General features: G+C 39.8%; 13 protein-coding genes and 3 pseudogenes. 14 read left to right on the forward strand and 2 right to left on the reverse strand.

From position 1 onward, the window contains the following. Positions 1–21 precede the first annotated feature (21 nt). The 8 genes and pseudogenes from V1502_RS07895 to V1502_RS07930 all read left to right on the forward strand — a co-directional run bounded on the left by V1502_RS07895 (position 22) and on the right by V1502_RS07930 (position 5697). Positions 22–620 (forward strand): annotated as a pseudogene (locus V1502_RS07895) (DUF817 family protein). A 162-nt stretch (positions 621–782) separates the two neighbouring features. Continuing rightward, a pseudogene (locus tag V1502_RS07900) lies at positions 783–1205 on the forward strand (short-chain dehydrogenase); the annotation flags it as partial. Positions 1206–1261: 56 nt separating this feature from the next. After that, entirely contained in the window at positions 1262–1471 is a 210-nt protein-coding gene (locus V1502_RS07905; protein WP_409253812.1) for a short-chain dehydrogenase, read from the forward strand. A gap of 56 nt (positions 1472–1527) precedes the next feature. Beyond that, positions 1528–2202 carry an HAD family hydrolase gene (locus tag V1502_RS07910; RefSeq protein ID WP_409253813.1) on the forward strand — a complete coding sequence of 225 codons (675 nt, stop codon included), beginning with the start codon at positions 1528–1530 and terminating at the stop codon, positions 2200–2202. Positions 2203–2691: 489 nt separating this feature from the next. Beyond that, positions 2692–2970, forward strand: coding sequence for a hypothetical protein (locus tag V1502_RS07915; RefSeq protein ID WP_409253814.1), 279 nt, complete (start codon positions 2692–2694; stop codon positions 2968–2970). Continuing rightward, a complete protein-coding gene (locus V1502_RS07920) occupies positions 2970–4616 on the forward strand; it encodes a sodium:solute symporter family transporter (protein ID WP_409253815.1) in 1647 nt (548 codons plus the stop codon). The genes V1502_RS07915 and V1502_RS07920 overlap by 1 nt, the downstream gene beginning before the upstream one ends. A gap of 56 nt (positions 4617–4672) precedes the next feature. Next, complete coding sequence (locus V1502_RS07925; RefSeq protein WP_409253816.1) at positions 4673–5242, forward strand: hypothetical protein; 570 nt, start codon at positions 4673–4675, stop codon at positions 5240–5242. A gap of 113 nt (positions 5243–5355) precedes the next feature. After that, positions 5356–5697 (forward strand): VOC family protein, encoded by a 342-nt coding sequence (locus V1502_RS07930; protein ID WP_409253817.1) that lies wholly within the window; start codon positions 5356–5358, stop codon positions 5695–5697. A gap of 65 nt (positions 5698–5762) precedes the next feature. On the opposite strand, the gene V1502_RS07935 is transcribed toward V1502_RS07930, so the two are convergent. Next, positions 5763–7010 (reverse strand): dicarboxylate/amino acid:cation symporter, encoded by a 1248-nt coding sequence (locus tag V1502_RS07935; RefSeq protein WP_409253818.1) that lies wholly within the window; start codon positions 7008–7010, stop codon positions 5763–5765. 527 nt (positions 7011–7537) lie between these two features. On the opposite strand from V1502_RS07935, the gene V1502_RS07940 reads away from it, so the two are divergent. From V1502_RS07940 to V1502_RS07965, 6 genes and pseudogenes are all read left to right on the forward strand, one after another. Next, positions 7538–8152 (forward strand): PH domain-containing protein, encoded by a 615-nt coding sequence (locus V1502_RS07940; RefSeq protein WP_409253819.1) that lies wholly within the window; start codon positions 7538–7540, stop codon positions 8150–8152. Positions 8153–8356: 204 nt separating this feature from the next. After that, on the forward strand, positions 8357–9298 hold the full coding sequence (locus V1502_RS07945) for an SGNH/GDSL hydrolase family protein (RefSeq protein ID WP_409253820.1): 942 nt from the start codon (positions 8357–8359) through the stop codon (positions 9296–9298). 274 nt (positions 9299–9572) lie between these two features. Continuing rightward, positions 9573–9839, forward strand: a complete 267-nt coding sequence (locus V1502_RS07950) for a DUF2188 domain-containing protein (protein ID WP_409253821.1) — start codon at positions 9573–9575, stop codon at positions 9837–9839. Between the two features lie 208 nt (positions 9840–10047). Continuing rightward, a complete protein-coding gene (locus tag V1502_RS07955; protein WP_409253822.1) occupies positions 10048–10446 on the forward strand; it encodes a hypothetical protein in 399 nt (132 codons plus the stop codon). 18 nt (positions 10447–10464) lie between these two features. Further along, positions 10465–10962, forward strand: a complete 498-nt coding sequence (locus V1502_RS07960; RefSeq protein ID WP_409253823.1) for a GNAT family N-acetyltransferase — start codon at positions 10465–10467, stop codon at positions 10960–10962. A 122-nt stretch (positions 10963–11084) separates the two neighbouring features. Then, positions 11085–11866 (forward strand): annotated as a pseudogene (locus V1502_RS07965) (MerR family transcriptional regulator). 322 nt (positions 11867–12188) lie between these two features. Here the strand turns inward: V1502_RS07965 and V1502_RS07970 are convergent. After that, complete coding sequence (locus V1502_RS07970) at positions 12189–12722, reverse strand: GNAT family N-acetyltransferase (RefSeq protein WP_409253824.1); 534 nt, start codon at positions 12720–12722, stop codon at positions 12189–12191. Positions 12723–13113 lie beyond the last annotated feature (391 nt).

The raw sequence follows: 13113 nt of genomic DNA on the forward strand, positions 1-13113 counted from the left end.
TCACTCAAGGAAAGCAAGCTAGTGAGGCCATTAAAGCAGTTAGTCCGGTTTGGCTGGCAGCAGGCACTGTCCTGTTTATTTCCTGTCGTTATTTTTGCCTCTTTGGCTTTGACTCAAATTATACCGTTACCCTTCTTGCCGCGGTATGATTGGCTGCTTATCATTTGTTTGCTGATGCAGTTGTGGATGCTTCATTCAGGGCTTGAAACTCGCGATGAACTTAAGGTCATCACTTTGTTTTTTATTTAAATTTCTTCGCGCATCATTATTGGATTGATGTCCGTTGGTGGCTTTCCGGATTTGTTATCATCTTCTTTTGGCGGTCATGGGTCACTTATATGGTTGGTGGCAGGCGTTATCATATGCCACTCGTGTTTTCTTTTGTACTCATCGGCTTTTTTATATGGGTAGCTGAAAATATCGCAACGTTCTTTGGGGCGTGGGAATACCCAAACCAAACCGAGGTGTGGAGTCTAGTTGATGTAGGAAAGGTAAGCTCCTGGTTGTTATTGGTGATTGTAAGTTTTCTAATTGTGGCGACTTTAAAGCGTACAAAGAGAAGAAGTTTCATACTAACAAGTCATAGTAAAAGCTCTCTTGGAGTAGAAAAATCGAAATGAATTCAAGGTGCAGCTCATTCAGGGCTGCGCCTGTTTAATGTTTCGGGATAATTATCTTAATTTTCAACCATTTAACCGGCAATCTGTGTTACCATATTATTACAAAATAAACAAAAGGGAGTGAGTTCATGCTGCAAAAGGTGATAGAGAGAAAGCAACGGCGGGCTTATAGTTGAAGTGACGGATGGCACTGACTATAAACCGCGGGGCAGTTTTTACTACAGCCTGGCTAAAATATCTGCTATTCATATTGCGCAGGTTATGGCTGAAGATTTAAAAGATGATCATATAACATCAATAGCTGTAACACCGGGTTATTTGCGGTCGGAAGCCATGCTGGAAGCGTATGGAGTGACGGAAGGGAATTGGAAGGAAGGAGCGAAAGCCGACCCTCATTTCATAGCCTCTGAATCTCCGTATTATATAGGTGAGGCGATTAAATGTTTAGCATTGGATCCGGATATTGCTGATAAAACCGGTGGAATTTTTAGTACCTGGGAGCTATCGGAAACCTATGGTTTCAAAGACATTGACGGGTCACAGCCTCATTGGGGAAATTATTTTAAAGAAAATATCGGAAACTAGTTTGAATGGCTCCAAGGTAGTTCTGATAATTATAAAAAAGTAAGGAGATACATAGTGTGAAAGAAAGCACGGCATACCTAACCATTCTATTAGTTTATTCTTTTGTCTTGTTTTTACTGGTGTCCAGTTGGTTTGAAACTCAAGAACCTGCAGTCGTACTTTTGCTGAGTATCATTGTAGTGCAAAAGCTGCTGGAGAAAAACCGGTGGTTACTGGATGCTTATTTGAAAAGCTATAATGGAAGTATCAATGATAAGAAAAAATAATTGCATGCCCTATGGCAGAGACACTTAAAAAAAGTCAGCCCACAAGGAGGGGAAAGATGAATCCATCACTTATTTTTGATATGGATGGCACTCTATTTCAAACGGATAAAATATTGAAAGTCTCACTCCAAGATACGTTTGATCATCTTCGGGCACAAGATAAATGGGATGCAGATACACCTATTGATAAATACCGCGAAATCATGGGTGTACCTTTGCCGGAAGTGTGGGAAACGCTGCTGCCGGATCACTCAATTGCAATCAGGGAAGAGGTCGATGCTATTTTTCTAAATAGGTTGATCCAAAATATTAGAAGTGGAAAGGGCGCATTATACCCAAACGTTCTGGATGTTTTCTCAGTGTTGAAAGAGAAAGGTTATAACATTTACATAGCAAGCAATGGACTGACAGAATATTTACAAGCTATCGTGGAATTTTACGGGTTGGATAAGTGGGTGACTGAAACATTCAGTATTGAACAGATAAGAACCTTGAACAAGTCAGACTTAGTGAAAACCATCATTGATAAATATGAAATCACCAATGCAGCAGTCGTAGGCGACCGCCTGTCTGATTTCAAAGCAGCAAGAGATAATGGGCTCCTTTCCATAGGATGCAATTTCGATTTTGCACGGGAAGAGGAACTGAACCAGGCTGATCACATCATCAATAATTTTATGGAGCTGCCCACTATCGTACCTACATTATTTAAGCAACTATATAACATATGATAAATAAAGGTGCCTATTTGTTTCTAAAACAAATAGGCACCTTTTGTTAGGGGGGAATCAAAGGCATTTATCTTATTGTGTTGTTCAGCATTTTATGAAAGCTTTAAGTGCTTTACTGTCAATTTAAGATTGAAGCTTTAGTTGCGATTTCATGTCACCTATCATAAGGCTATTATTTGAATTGCCATTTAACAGGGAAAACAATGGGTGTCGAAATATAGTGATTTTGTTGTTTGCGGGTGGAAAGATGAAAAGCTGGATTTATAAAAAGTTCGTGTATTGTACGGGGAATAAATATTTCTTATTCCGAGATATTTTAATGAAAGTCTCGAAAAATAAAAAAATTTTAAATTTTCTAACAAGTTGTTGTATAATAGTCACATAAGACAACTTTGTTATACATAACACCTCAAATGGAAAGGAGGTCACTTTGACGCGAAAAACGATTGAGCGTTCGCTCACAAAACAAAAAAAGCTAGGAGGACTTATATGGGCGCTTATAAAAAAGAAGTATGGTTTACGATCGGAATGACGGTGCTATTTTTAGTAGCTGGAAACATGGGGTTGATTTTTACTATCTTTCCTGTTGAAGGTTATTGGTTTGGTTTCCCGATAATGTATATCGTTCCAGTTGTTGTAGGCTGGTTTGGAGTCGTGCTGTTAACAATTGTTGCCGGCAGACTCGGCAACAAAATTGATGCTGCGATTGAGGCAGAGAATAAGCAGAACCAGCAGCTTAAAGATGGTATGGATAAGGAGGCAGTGTAATGGATCAAAACTGGCAATTGGAGAATCCACTCATTGGGCTTATTGTTGTAGCACTTACTTTTGTATTGTTTTATGGAATTAGCTGGTTTTCAAACAGATCAAGTAAATCTGTCGAAGATTTATATGCAGCAGGAGGTGGAGTGGGAGCAATCACGAACGGTCTTGCAATGGCTGCTACATATATGAGCTTGGCGACTTTCCTGGGTGTAACCGGACTCATCCTTAATTTGAAAGCACCATTCGTATTTTTATGGATTCAATTAATATTGGCAATCCCGTTAATCACAATCATCTACGGTACGAGCTTGAGAAGAATGGGAGCGTTTTCACCTGCACACTTTGTTAAAGAACGTTATGGAAAATCCGCGGCTGTCATTGTTGCTCTATGGATGATCTTAATTTCCATCATGTATGCATTAGGTCAAATGATTGGGATTGCAAAGACATTTGAAATGCTGTTCGGCATTCCTTATATGACAGGATTATTTGTAGGCGGTCTGTTAATAACAGGATATGTAACTATTGGGGGAATGAGAGGGGCTACGAACAACGCCGCAGTCCAAATGGTAATTATTGCTCTCATGTTTGTTGTACCACTGGGTGCCATTATGAAGGCAATGGGCTCTTCCGGCTGGTTTTTCCCGCCTCTATTTTACTCGGATATGGTGCCGGCAATGTTGAAAGCGGTTCCAGACTTTTTTGATTATCAATTTGGTGCAAAATGGTATTTTGCCCTTATCCCGGCTATGACACTTGGTTCTTTAGGTTTACCTCATCTAGCCATGCGCATCTACACCGCTTCAAGCCTTAAGAGTGCGCGACAGGCTATGGTTTGGTTCGCTTTAGTTCTTGGATTAGTTTTCTCGGCCACTTATGCAATGGGCTTTGCTGGAGTATTTTTTAACAGCACCAACGGCAATATGATCTCAGCTGCAGACGCCGACAAACTTACCATCATTCTTAATCTTGTTTATAATCCTGAATGGGTGACAGCTTTGGTTATTGCCGGTGCAATTTCTGCGGGTGTTTCCACCTTAAGTGGAAACCTGCTGGCAATCGGAGCTCTTTTATCACAAGATATTTTTGCAACATTATTACCGAATATCACTTCAAAAACAAAGATGCGTTTGGGATACGCAGCCATTGCTTTGGGTGGACTAACAAGCGTTCTGCTTGCAGTAAAACCACCTGCCTTCCTGGTAGTGAGTATTCTATGGGCATTTGGCCTTGCTGCGGTTACGAACGCCCCGATTATCCTGATGGGCGTTTGGTGGAAGGGAGCCAATAAATATGGCGCCATTGCATCTGTAGTCATTTCGGGAGCCATTTATGTTATTGTTTCTCCATTTGTTTTTCCAAGTATTGTGGTGAGCGGCCACGGGTTGACAGACAGCTTGGGCTTATCGGGAGCTATGCTGTGCGTGCCAATTGCATTCATCATATTAGTGGTGGTTTCCATGATTACAAACAAAATGCCTTCACTGCAAAACAAATTAACAACACTACAAGACCACAAATTGATTGAACGCATTCACGGATGGAGCGATGTGAATCCAGCCAGATATAATAGCCTGACTGGTGCCATTATTGTCGTAATCGCGAGTGCCTTGACTTTGATTTGGGCCTTGACACCTTGGCAATACTAACATAAAGGAGAAGGGGGGGTTCCTTCCTTCTCCTTCCTGTCAAAGGAGGGAGATAAATGAATCAGCTATCATCTATTTTTCGTGCAATTTTTTTAGATAAGGAAGCGACAGAAAAACTTGCTTCTAATGAAACTTATAACAAGTGGGCATTTATTTTTACATTTATCATTGGCATTTGTTATGGATCGGTAATTTACTTTAGGGTGCCGGACGAATATATTACATTCGACTCTTCCTTCTTGCAGTCAGCGGTCTATCTGTTCCTCATCCTGTCAGGAACGGGAATGGTGTATCTCACCAGACTGGGTCTTACTCTTTTATTGTGGGCAGGAGGAAAAGCATTTGGCGGAAAGGGGGTTATGGGCATCATAAACCGACTTACCGCGTTTGCCCTTGTTCCTTCAATCGTTGGCTTGCCTTCTGTTGTTGCATTAAGCACAGGTGAAAAACTGTCAATTATCATGACAATCCTTCTGCTAATCTCTTTATTATGGATGTACTTGGTTTCTGTGCGTTTAATCCAAATAACCCAAAAAATAAATGCATGGAAAGCGTATGGAGCGGTTATGATTGCTTTCTTATTCTTTTCAAGTGTATATTACTTAACCCTGCCGCCTGCTGCATGAGGTGGAAATAATTTTAATATGACCCTCGCAAAATATGGGAAAAGGATTAGGAAATACATAATCAACTTATGTGGTACAAAAATAAATTTGGTTTTGGTTAGGAGGATTGGAATATGAAATTAGTTTTTTTGTATCACCCTGTAAACAACTTAACGGAGTCTCTCACATTTTATCGTGAGAAACTTGGATTCGTGGAAGCATGGCGGGAAGGAGATCATACAGTCGCATTGACTTTGCCTGAGTCTGATGTACGTTTGTTAATTGAAGAAGGTGAAAAGAACATGGCCGCCGGGGGAGTTTTCCTGGTTGACAGTGTAGACAGCTACTTTGAGGAACAAAGACATACACTCGACTTTGTAAAGGAACCGGTTGATATTCCGCCGGGAAGATATGCGATTTTCAAAGATATTTCTGGAAACTATATAAGAATTCTTGATTTTTCAAAGGAAGATTAATAGGTGTCAAGAATAACCAACCCAAAAAAAGAAGTCCCCTTTAGGAGGACTTCTTTCATTGTTTATCAGGCATTTTCTTCCTGCTCATTTAAAGTATCTCTTTTTCCTTCGCTCTCTGAGACAATTAAAGCGCAAGCGGCATCTCCGGAGATATTGATGGAGGTTCTTGCCATATCCAGCAATCTGTCAATTCCAAGAATCAAGCCGATTCCCTCTACAGGGAGATTGACACTGCTAAGGACCATCGCAAGCAGGATCAGTCCGACGCCTGGTACTCCGGCAGTACCGATGCTCGCCAGTACTGCGGTTAACACAACAGTCACCAGTTCACCCATGGTAAGGTCGACGCTGTATACCTGTGCGATAAAAACGGTAGCAACCCCTTGCATGATCGCCGTTCCGTCCATATTTATGGTAGCGCCCAGCGGCTGGACAAATGAGCTTACCGGCTCAGATACTTTCAGCCGTTTCTGGGCAGTTTCCATTGAAATCGGCAATGTGGCATTACTGCTTGATGTACTGAAAGCCACACTCATAGCCGGACTGAAATTTTTGAAGAACCAGATAGGGCTCTTCTTTGCCAGCAGAAGGACGGAACCCCCATATGTGACAATAGCATGAATCACTAAGGCCAGTATGACCACCATCATATAGAGCCACATGGCTTTAATCGCACCCCATCCCTGGCTTCCTATGGCGGATGCAATCAATCCGAAGGTACCATACGGAGCAAACTTCATCACGAGTGTGACCAGGTACATTAATAAATCATTCGCCTGTCCCACTAAAGTCAAAATGCCTTTCGTTTTTTCACCTAGTGCCGTTAAACCGATTCCTATGAATATGGCAAAAGCAATGATTTGCAGCATGTTGCCTTCTGTCATGGCGGTTAATGGGTTCTTTGGAATGATATTCATCAGCGTTTCCCCGACAGGAGGCGCTTCTTTCGTCTCGAAACCTTCATTGCTTGTTTGATCGATTCCTTCAACAAGGCCCGGATCGATAACATTTGCAAGGCTGAGTCCTATAGTAATGGCAATACAGGTAGTCACAAGGAAAAATAGAATAGTCTTTATTCCAATTCTCCCAAGTTTTTTAGGATCCCCCAGACCGGCTGAGCCCAGAACGATCGATACAAAGACGATCGGGACGACCAGCATGGAGATAAGATTTAGAAAGATCCTTCCTAATGGGGTGAATAAATATGGATCTAAAATATCAAATACATCTTTTGCAAATACATTTAATAATAGGCCCGTGATCGCCCCGGCAACTAATCCGATAATAATTTTACTCGTAAGACCAAGCTTCATCTTTTTCCCTCACTTTCTACTGCAGGCAAAATATTTTCAAGATTTTACCCTCTTATTCATAAGTATAAACCCCTGGTTGATAAGACTTTTAATTTTGTTCCACTTTACATTTGCTGGGTATACTCGTATGTATGGCTGCTTCTTAATAGCAGAAACCTATAAAATTTTAACCTAAGGAGGAATTCCGTGCAAGATGCAGAAGTTGTAGGGGGAAGTACCCCGTGCATTCAGAATGGGAGTCTTTTTAAAGAATAATACAGGACTAAAAAGTAGGGTTTTATAAAAAGAATTTGTACTATTTTAATACTCCTTGACTGGAGTGGAAATCAGTCAGCCGCTTATTATAAAAGAAACAGTGGTTGCCAAAAATTCTGGAATAAAAATTTTAAAACAGCCATATTTATGAAGGGATGCCATAACAAATCGTTTATTCTCTATTACATTATGAGACTGGTATGTTAGCATGATAGTATCGGTGTTAATGAAACAAATTTTAGGAGAAATCTCAGAGAAAAAGGGGTAGAGAAATGTTTAAGAAGCTTGCAAGTGATGCATTAGGATTAAGTGATATCGGGAAAATTATCAAGAGAGAAGATTTTGACAAAACCTTATCAGACGATTATGTACTGCACGAAGATGGAGAAAAAATCCACTTTCTGATCAAATCCAAAACGGATGAATACTGTTTTACTAACAGAGCGCTAATCCATTTAGATGGTGAATCAGCTGCCAGCAGCAAACGTAATCTGTATCGTTATGAATATTATCAGACGCCTATAAACAACGTTTCAATTGAAACAGCAGGAACGATCGACCTTGACTTGGAGATTAAATTCACCCTGGGCGGCAAGCCGTTTTCAGTTGATATTGATAAGAAAGAGGGAGAAGCAATCGCAGATTTGTATAAATCACTTCTGGCAATCTCTCATATCCAGGAGGATGGAAAGAGGAAATTCGAATCTGCTGAAAAGAGCTTATCCATCGCCAAAGACCTCATTCACAGCAATCGATTTCATGACAATGATATTTCCAATGAGTTCAAAGAAGCCACAAACTTTGCGTATGATTGGCTGAATCAACATTATCAAAATAATACGAAGAAAGACTTCGGAGATATCTTCGATCGCTATATCCAAAATTAATAGAAATATAGAAGCGTCTGCTGCCCTGTATTTTTCCAGGGTACCAGGCGCTTTTTTAACTAATTAAATTAAGGTGGATTTACTGCATTTTGTATCTTTCCTCAGTGACAAATACATGCTAAAATATATAGACTATTCAGATTAATATAATTCAAAAAGGGAATAAGTCTACTATCTATGATATAGGGCAGGTGTGGTAGTCAAGTGCAGAGATTGAATAAATTTATATTTATTACAGCTCTGCTGCTAGTGGTCGTTCTTCTTGGTTTAGTCTTCCGTGATACTTTTCTCCCTAAGGAAGTAAATGTGAACACAAAAACCGCTTCGGTCAGTGAACAAATAGAAAATGTCCTATCTGAGACAGCAAATGAGGAAGAACAGCTAGAAGCAGATAAAATCGTTCAACCAACCTCTTCCATTACTGAAGAAATCAAAGAAAATGTCAGGGAAGTTATAGAGGGAGTTATAGACCTATTTAATCAAGACCTTAAGATTGTATCCATTGGGGATTCACTCACCCAGGGTGTTGGGGATGAAACGAAAAACGGCGGTTATGTTGGCATTCTCAATCATACATTTGAAGATAACCAAGTGAAAGTCTCCTTGGACAACTATGGTAAGCGAGGCAACCGTACAGATCAGTTGTTAAAACGTCTCGATGATAAAGAGATTGCGGGTTCCATTAAAGAAGCTGATCTCGTCCTCATTACAATAGGTGCCAACGATATCATGAAGATTGTTAAAAGTAATTTCATTGATCTCAAGGTGGAAACCTTTGATAAGGAAAAGCAGGCTTACACGGACAGGCTGAGAGCAATATTTGATAAAATAAACGAGATGAATCCTGACACCAAAGTGTACTTGATTGGGTTTTATAATCCTTTCAAAGGATATTTTGGGGATATCAAAGAGCTGGATGTCATCATGAACAGCTGGAATAAAGCAGGGGAATCAATTACAGAAGAATATGAAAATGTAAACTATATCCCAACTGCTGATTTATTCGAGAGTTCCACTCTGGACCTGTTAGCAGAAGACTATTTTCATCCTAATACCAGCGGCTATAAACTCATTGCCGAACGGGTACTGGAGTATGTTGAAGAGATCAATATTGAAACAAATACGGAAGAAATTGAAGAAGAATGATTACCTGACAGCCGAGGTTCCTGATGACGGACCTTGGCTCTTTTTATTGAGGAAGGCTGTTTTTGTAGATAAATCGGGGTTTTCTTTTTGGCAGATGAGTAGCTCTATACTTTCTTATCCATATCTCTTGAAATTCATATGAAATAATAACAAAGTTTAAAAAAAGAGTTTGGAAGAAAGAAGAAATTACCTGAATTCTCTCAGTTTCTTTATCATCCATAGAGGGTAATCAAAAGTCTAAGAACAAAATTTTTGAAATGGAGGTTTTTTATTCATGGCAGACAATAATACTCAAAACAATCGTAATGAATACTTTGAAGACCGAGCCGGCACTGATGATGCCAGGTATCATGTTGTCCCGCATGATGAAGAGGGCTGGGCAGTAAAGGAAGAAGGAAAGGATGACCCTGTATATACGGCAGGCACCAAATCTGATGCTGTAGAGGAAGCCAAACGAATGGCTGAGGATTCCAACAGCATGGCCTACATTCATAGTGAACACGGGCAGATTGAGGAACAACATAACTATAAGGATGAGTAGAATGAACCCCGGGTAAACTCCCGGGTTTTTTCTATGCCAAAAATGATGTACTGACTGCTATTAGCTACAAAGCTTGACCCAATACTACCTTCGTTTTAGATGTCAATCAGCTATGACGATTAAGGTGGTAAAATTGGCAGGAATATGCAATAAAACTTCCCCGAATTCGTCTAATTAATTGTACACTAGTAGAAGGGCGATGGGTAATATGGAAAAAAACGGTAAGAGGATTGCAGTCATACTTTCTATATGTTTTATACTCGTGGTTTCACTTAAGCTTTATGAATACAGAATCATTGATGAAAAGTATGAGAAATTGACAATTATCAAAACAGAACATGTGGTTTATGTCATTACCGATGAGGAGCAAGTAAATGCGATAGTTGAGCAAATCAACACAAGACCAAGAAGTTTTATCCCGTTTTCGGAAAGAGTTCAACATGAACCAATGTTTTTTGGCACCTTGATATTTGAAGGAAATGGTAAAAAAAAGAAGCTCATTTTTACAATGCCTAAAGGAAATGTAAAAACTAAATATTGGGAGATAGATACGGGCTTTGATTTCGCAGCAGATGTAAATGACAATTTCAAGCAGAAGGTTTATTAGATGAGGGAGTGAAAACTTATGATGGTAAGGGAAATACAACTTGAAGATACTGAGAACTTGGTCACTCTTATGAAGAGCGTCGAGGCGTCATCACAATTTATGATGATGGGTGAAGGTGAAAGGAAGACATCTCCCCAACAGCTAAGAGTGCAAATTGAGAAGATAAAGGAAGCAGGCAATTCCACAATAATCGTTGCAGAAAAAGATGGGCAATTGACAGGGTACTTGTTTGCTATTGGGGGAAACGTTAAAAGAACCAGGCATTCTGCTTATATTGCCATCGGGATATCCGAGTACCACAGAGGAAAGGGAATTGGGAAAGCACTCTTTGAAAAAGTGGAAGAATGGGCATCGAACAACGGGATTATAAGACTTGAACTGACTGTGGTGACACAGAATGTTGCCGGTGTGGCTCTCTATAAAAAGAGGGGATTTGAGATTGAGGGGACGAAAAGAAAATCAATTGGTATAGATGGAGAATTTTTCGATGAATACTATATGTCTAAATTACTTTGAGAGCAACAAAGCTGGCCTATTTATTCTTGTAATGATTTTTTGAAAAAATGTACTTTTGCTTATAAACACAGTACTAATACCAGTAGTTAAAGGCTCTTTACATATATCTAGAAGCAGTATTAATAAAGTTTTTTTGTAACCCCTTTACCTTTACGCAGCGTCAATGTGTAAAATATACCGGTACCAAGCTCGGGCAGTTGGCAGGGGTCAGCGCGCGCACCCTGCGATATTATGATGAAATTGAAGTTCTTAAACCGGCCAGGATTAATTCATCTTGATATCGTATTTACAGGAGACAAGAAGTGGACCGGCTGGAACAGATCCTCTTGCACAGGTCAAGGATATTCTTGATGATCTTGACTTTGACGCAGCAAGCGCATTGGTTGATCATCATAAGAAATTAATGGCTAAACGCAGAAAACTGGACCAGTTAATTGCCGATGTGGAGAAAACTATTGCATTGAAGGAAGGGAGAAGCGTAATGAACGATAAAGAAAAGTTTGAAGGCTTCAAAAAGAAAATGATAAACGACAATGAACAGAGTTACGGCAAGGAAATTCGATCAAAGTATGGTGAAGACACCATCGATCAATCTAATGCCAGGCTTCAGAACCTATCACCGGAAGAGTTTGAACAAGCAAAGCGTCTTGCAGAGAAGGTTCATACAGCCCTGGCAGAAGCGCTGAAGACTGGAGACCCATCCAGTGTACCTGCTCAAAAAGCAGCAGCATTGCACAAAGAGTGGCTGATGTATTACTGGGCAGAATACAGAAAGGACAGCCATGCAGGACTTGGGGATATGTATGTCGCTGATAAGCGATTCAAAGCTTATTATGATAAGCAACAAGAAGGAACGGCAGAATTCTTAAGAAATGCAATCTACGTATTTACAGGGAAGAAGTAGAGGATGAATGTAGACGCTTATGATATCCAAATTAGGTAGCAGCCCTTAAAATAATTGGGCTGCTACTTTTTATGGAAACGCTGTTTTCGTATATAATGTTGCTCTCGGAAAAATCCAAAGAGCCGGATTTTTCCCTTGGAGACAAGGGCTTTTTTCTCTGAAAAAGGTGAATTAGCTCTTTTCTTACTTGTTAATCAGGCTATTCCTGGTTAATTAAGTAGATTTTTTTAAAATTTGTATTAAATAGCAACAATGTTTACGAAAAGAGCCTATGGAAAAGAGCGAAGTAACGCCTCATTATAAGCTTTGAAAATCTAAAACCTTACTCCGAAAAGGCTCTGGAATAGTGAACGACGCCTTGTACATTTTTAAGAGAATCAGGGGTCAATTCCAATGCCATAAATACATCATCAGGCACATCAAACGGTGCCTGTATGTTCCAAAGGCTGGCCGGTTGAAACCCGAATTTAGGATAGTAGTCTTTATGTCCGAGAACGATCACCGACCTATATCCAAGTTCTTTTGCTCTTATTAATGCCGTTTTAATCAACTTACCCCCTATTCCTTTTCTCTGGTACTCAGGCAGAACAGAAACCGGAGCAAGAGCCAGCGATTCTGCGCTATTATTACCATCGATAATAGTAACTTTCGATAGGAGAATATGACCTATAACTTTTCTGTTTTGATTTAATGCAATGAATGAGAGGTCAGGAATGAACGCCTCTGATTTTCTGAGGCGATTTACAAGTAAATGTTCTTGCTTGTCACTAAATTCTTCATTGTAAAAGGCTTTATAAACTACTTCTTCGGTCTCGCTGTATTCTGCAGGGTGTTCTGGTCGTATCGAAATATCCATTTTACACTCTCCTGTTCTTTAAGTGATTCTTTTAACGAGTAATTACTTGAAGTGAATAACTTACAAATTTTTTAGAGTTTGACATTGGTATGATAGTGTTGTTTTTTCAGGCCTAAAGTGCAGCATGCAGTTTAATATCATGTTTGACCGCCTGTCCCTCGGAGTCGTGCATATGGAATGGAAACCGGTAATTATATTTATGAATATTAAAAACAAAGCTTCAGAATTTATAGGCTCATACAGACCCTGAAGATTACGATTGAGGATATTGGTTAAATGATATCTGCCAAACATGCAGCAATGTATGGTAAAATTAGGCGTGTGACTTTCAGAAAATTCCACCTATTAATAATGGTTTTTCATAGAAATGCACGGGAAGGGGGTATTGCTG

It is taken from the genome of Rossellomorea sedimentorum (genome assembly GCF_046237645.1).
Lineage (GTDB): Bacteria > Bacillota > Bacilli > Bacillales > Bacillaceae_B > Rossellomorea > Rossellomorea sedimentorum.

Bases quoted from the DNA above. Each gene is read 5' to 3' on its own strand.
- V1502_RS07910 (WP_409253813.1), top strand. From the start codon at position 1,528: ATGAATCCATCACTTATTTTTGATATGGATGGCACTCTATTTCAAACG.
- V1502_RS07915 (WP_409253814.1), top strand. From the start codon at position 2,692: ATGGGCGCTTATAAAAAAGAAGTATGGTTTACGATCGGAATGACGGTG.
- V1502_RS07920 (WP_409253815.1), top strand. From the start codon at position 2,970: ATGGATCAAAACTGGCAATTGGAGAATCCACTCATTGGGCTTATTGTT.
- V1502_RS07925 (WP_409253816.1), top strand. From the start codon at position 4,673: ATGAATCAGCTATCATCTATTTTTCGTGCAATTTTTTTAGATAAGGAA.
- V1502_RS07930 (WP_409253817.1), top strand. From the start codon at position 5,356: ATGAAATTAGTTTTTTTGTATCACCCTGTAAACAACTTAACGGAGTCT.
- V1502_RS07935 (WP_409253818.1), bottom strand. From the start codon at position 7,010: ATGAAGCTTGGTCTTACGAGTAAAATTATTATCGGATTAGTTGCCGGG.
- V1502_RS07940 (WP_409253819.1), top strand. From the start codon at position 7,538: ATGTTTAAGAAGCTTGCAAGTGATGCATTAGGATTAAGTGATATCGGG.
- V1502_RS07950 (WP_409253821.1), top strand. From the start codon at position 9,573: ATGGCAGACAATAATACTCAAAACAATCGTAATGAATACTTTGAAGAC.
- V1502_RS07955 (WP_409253822.1), top strand. From the start codon at position 10,048: ATGGAAAAAAACGGTAAGAGGATTGCAGTCATACTTTCTATATGTTTT.
- V1502_RS07960 (WP_409253823.1), top strand. From the start codon at position 10,465: ATGATGGTAAGGGAAATACAACTTGAAGATACTGAGAACTTGGTCACT.
- V1502_RS07970 (WP_409253824.1), bottom strand. From the start codon at position 12,722: ATGGATATTTCGATACGACCAGAACACCCTGCAGAATACAGCGAGACC.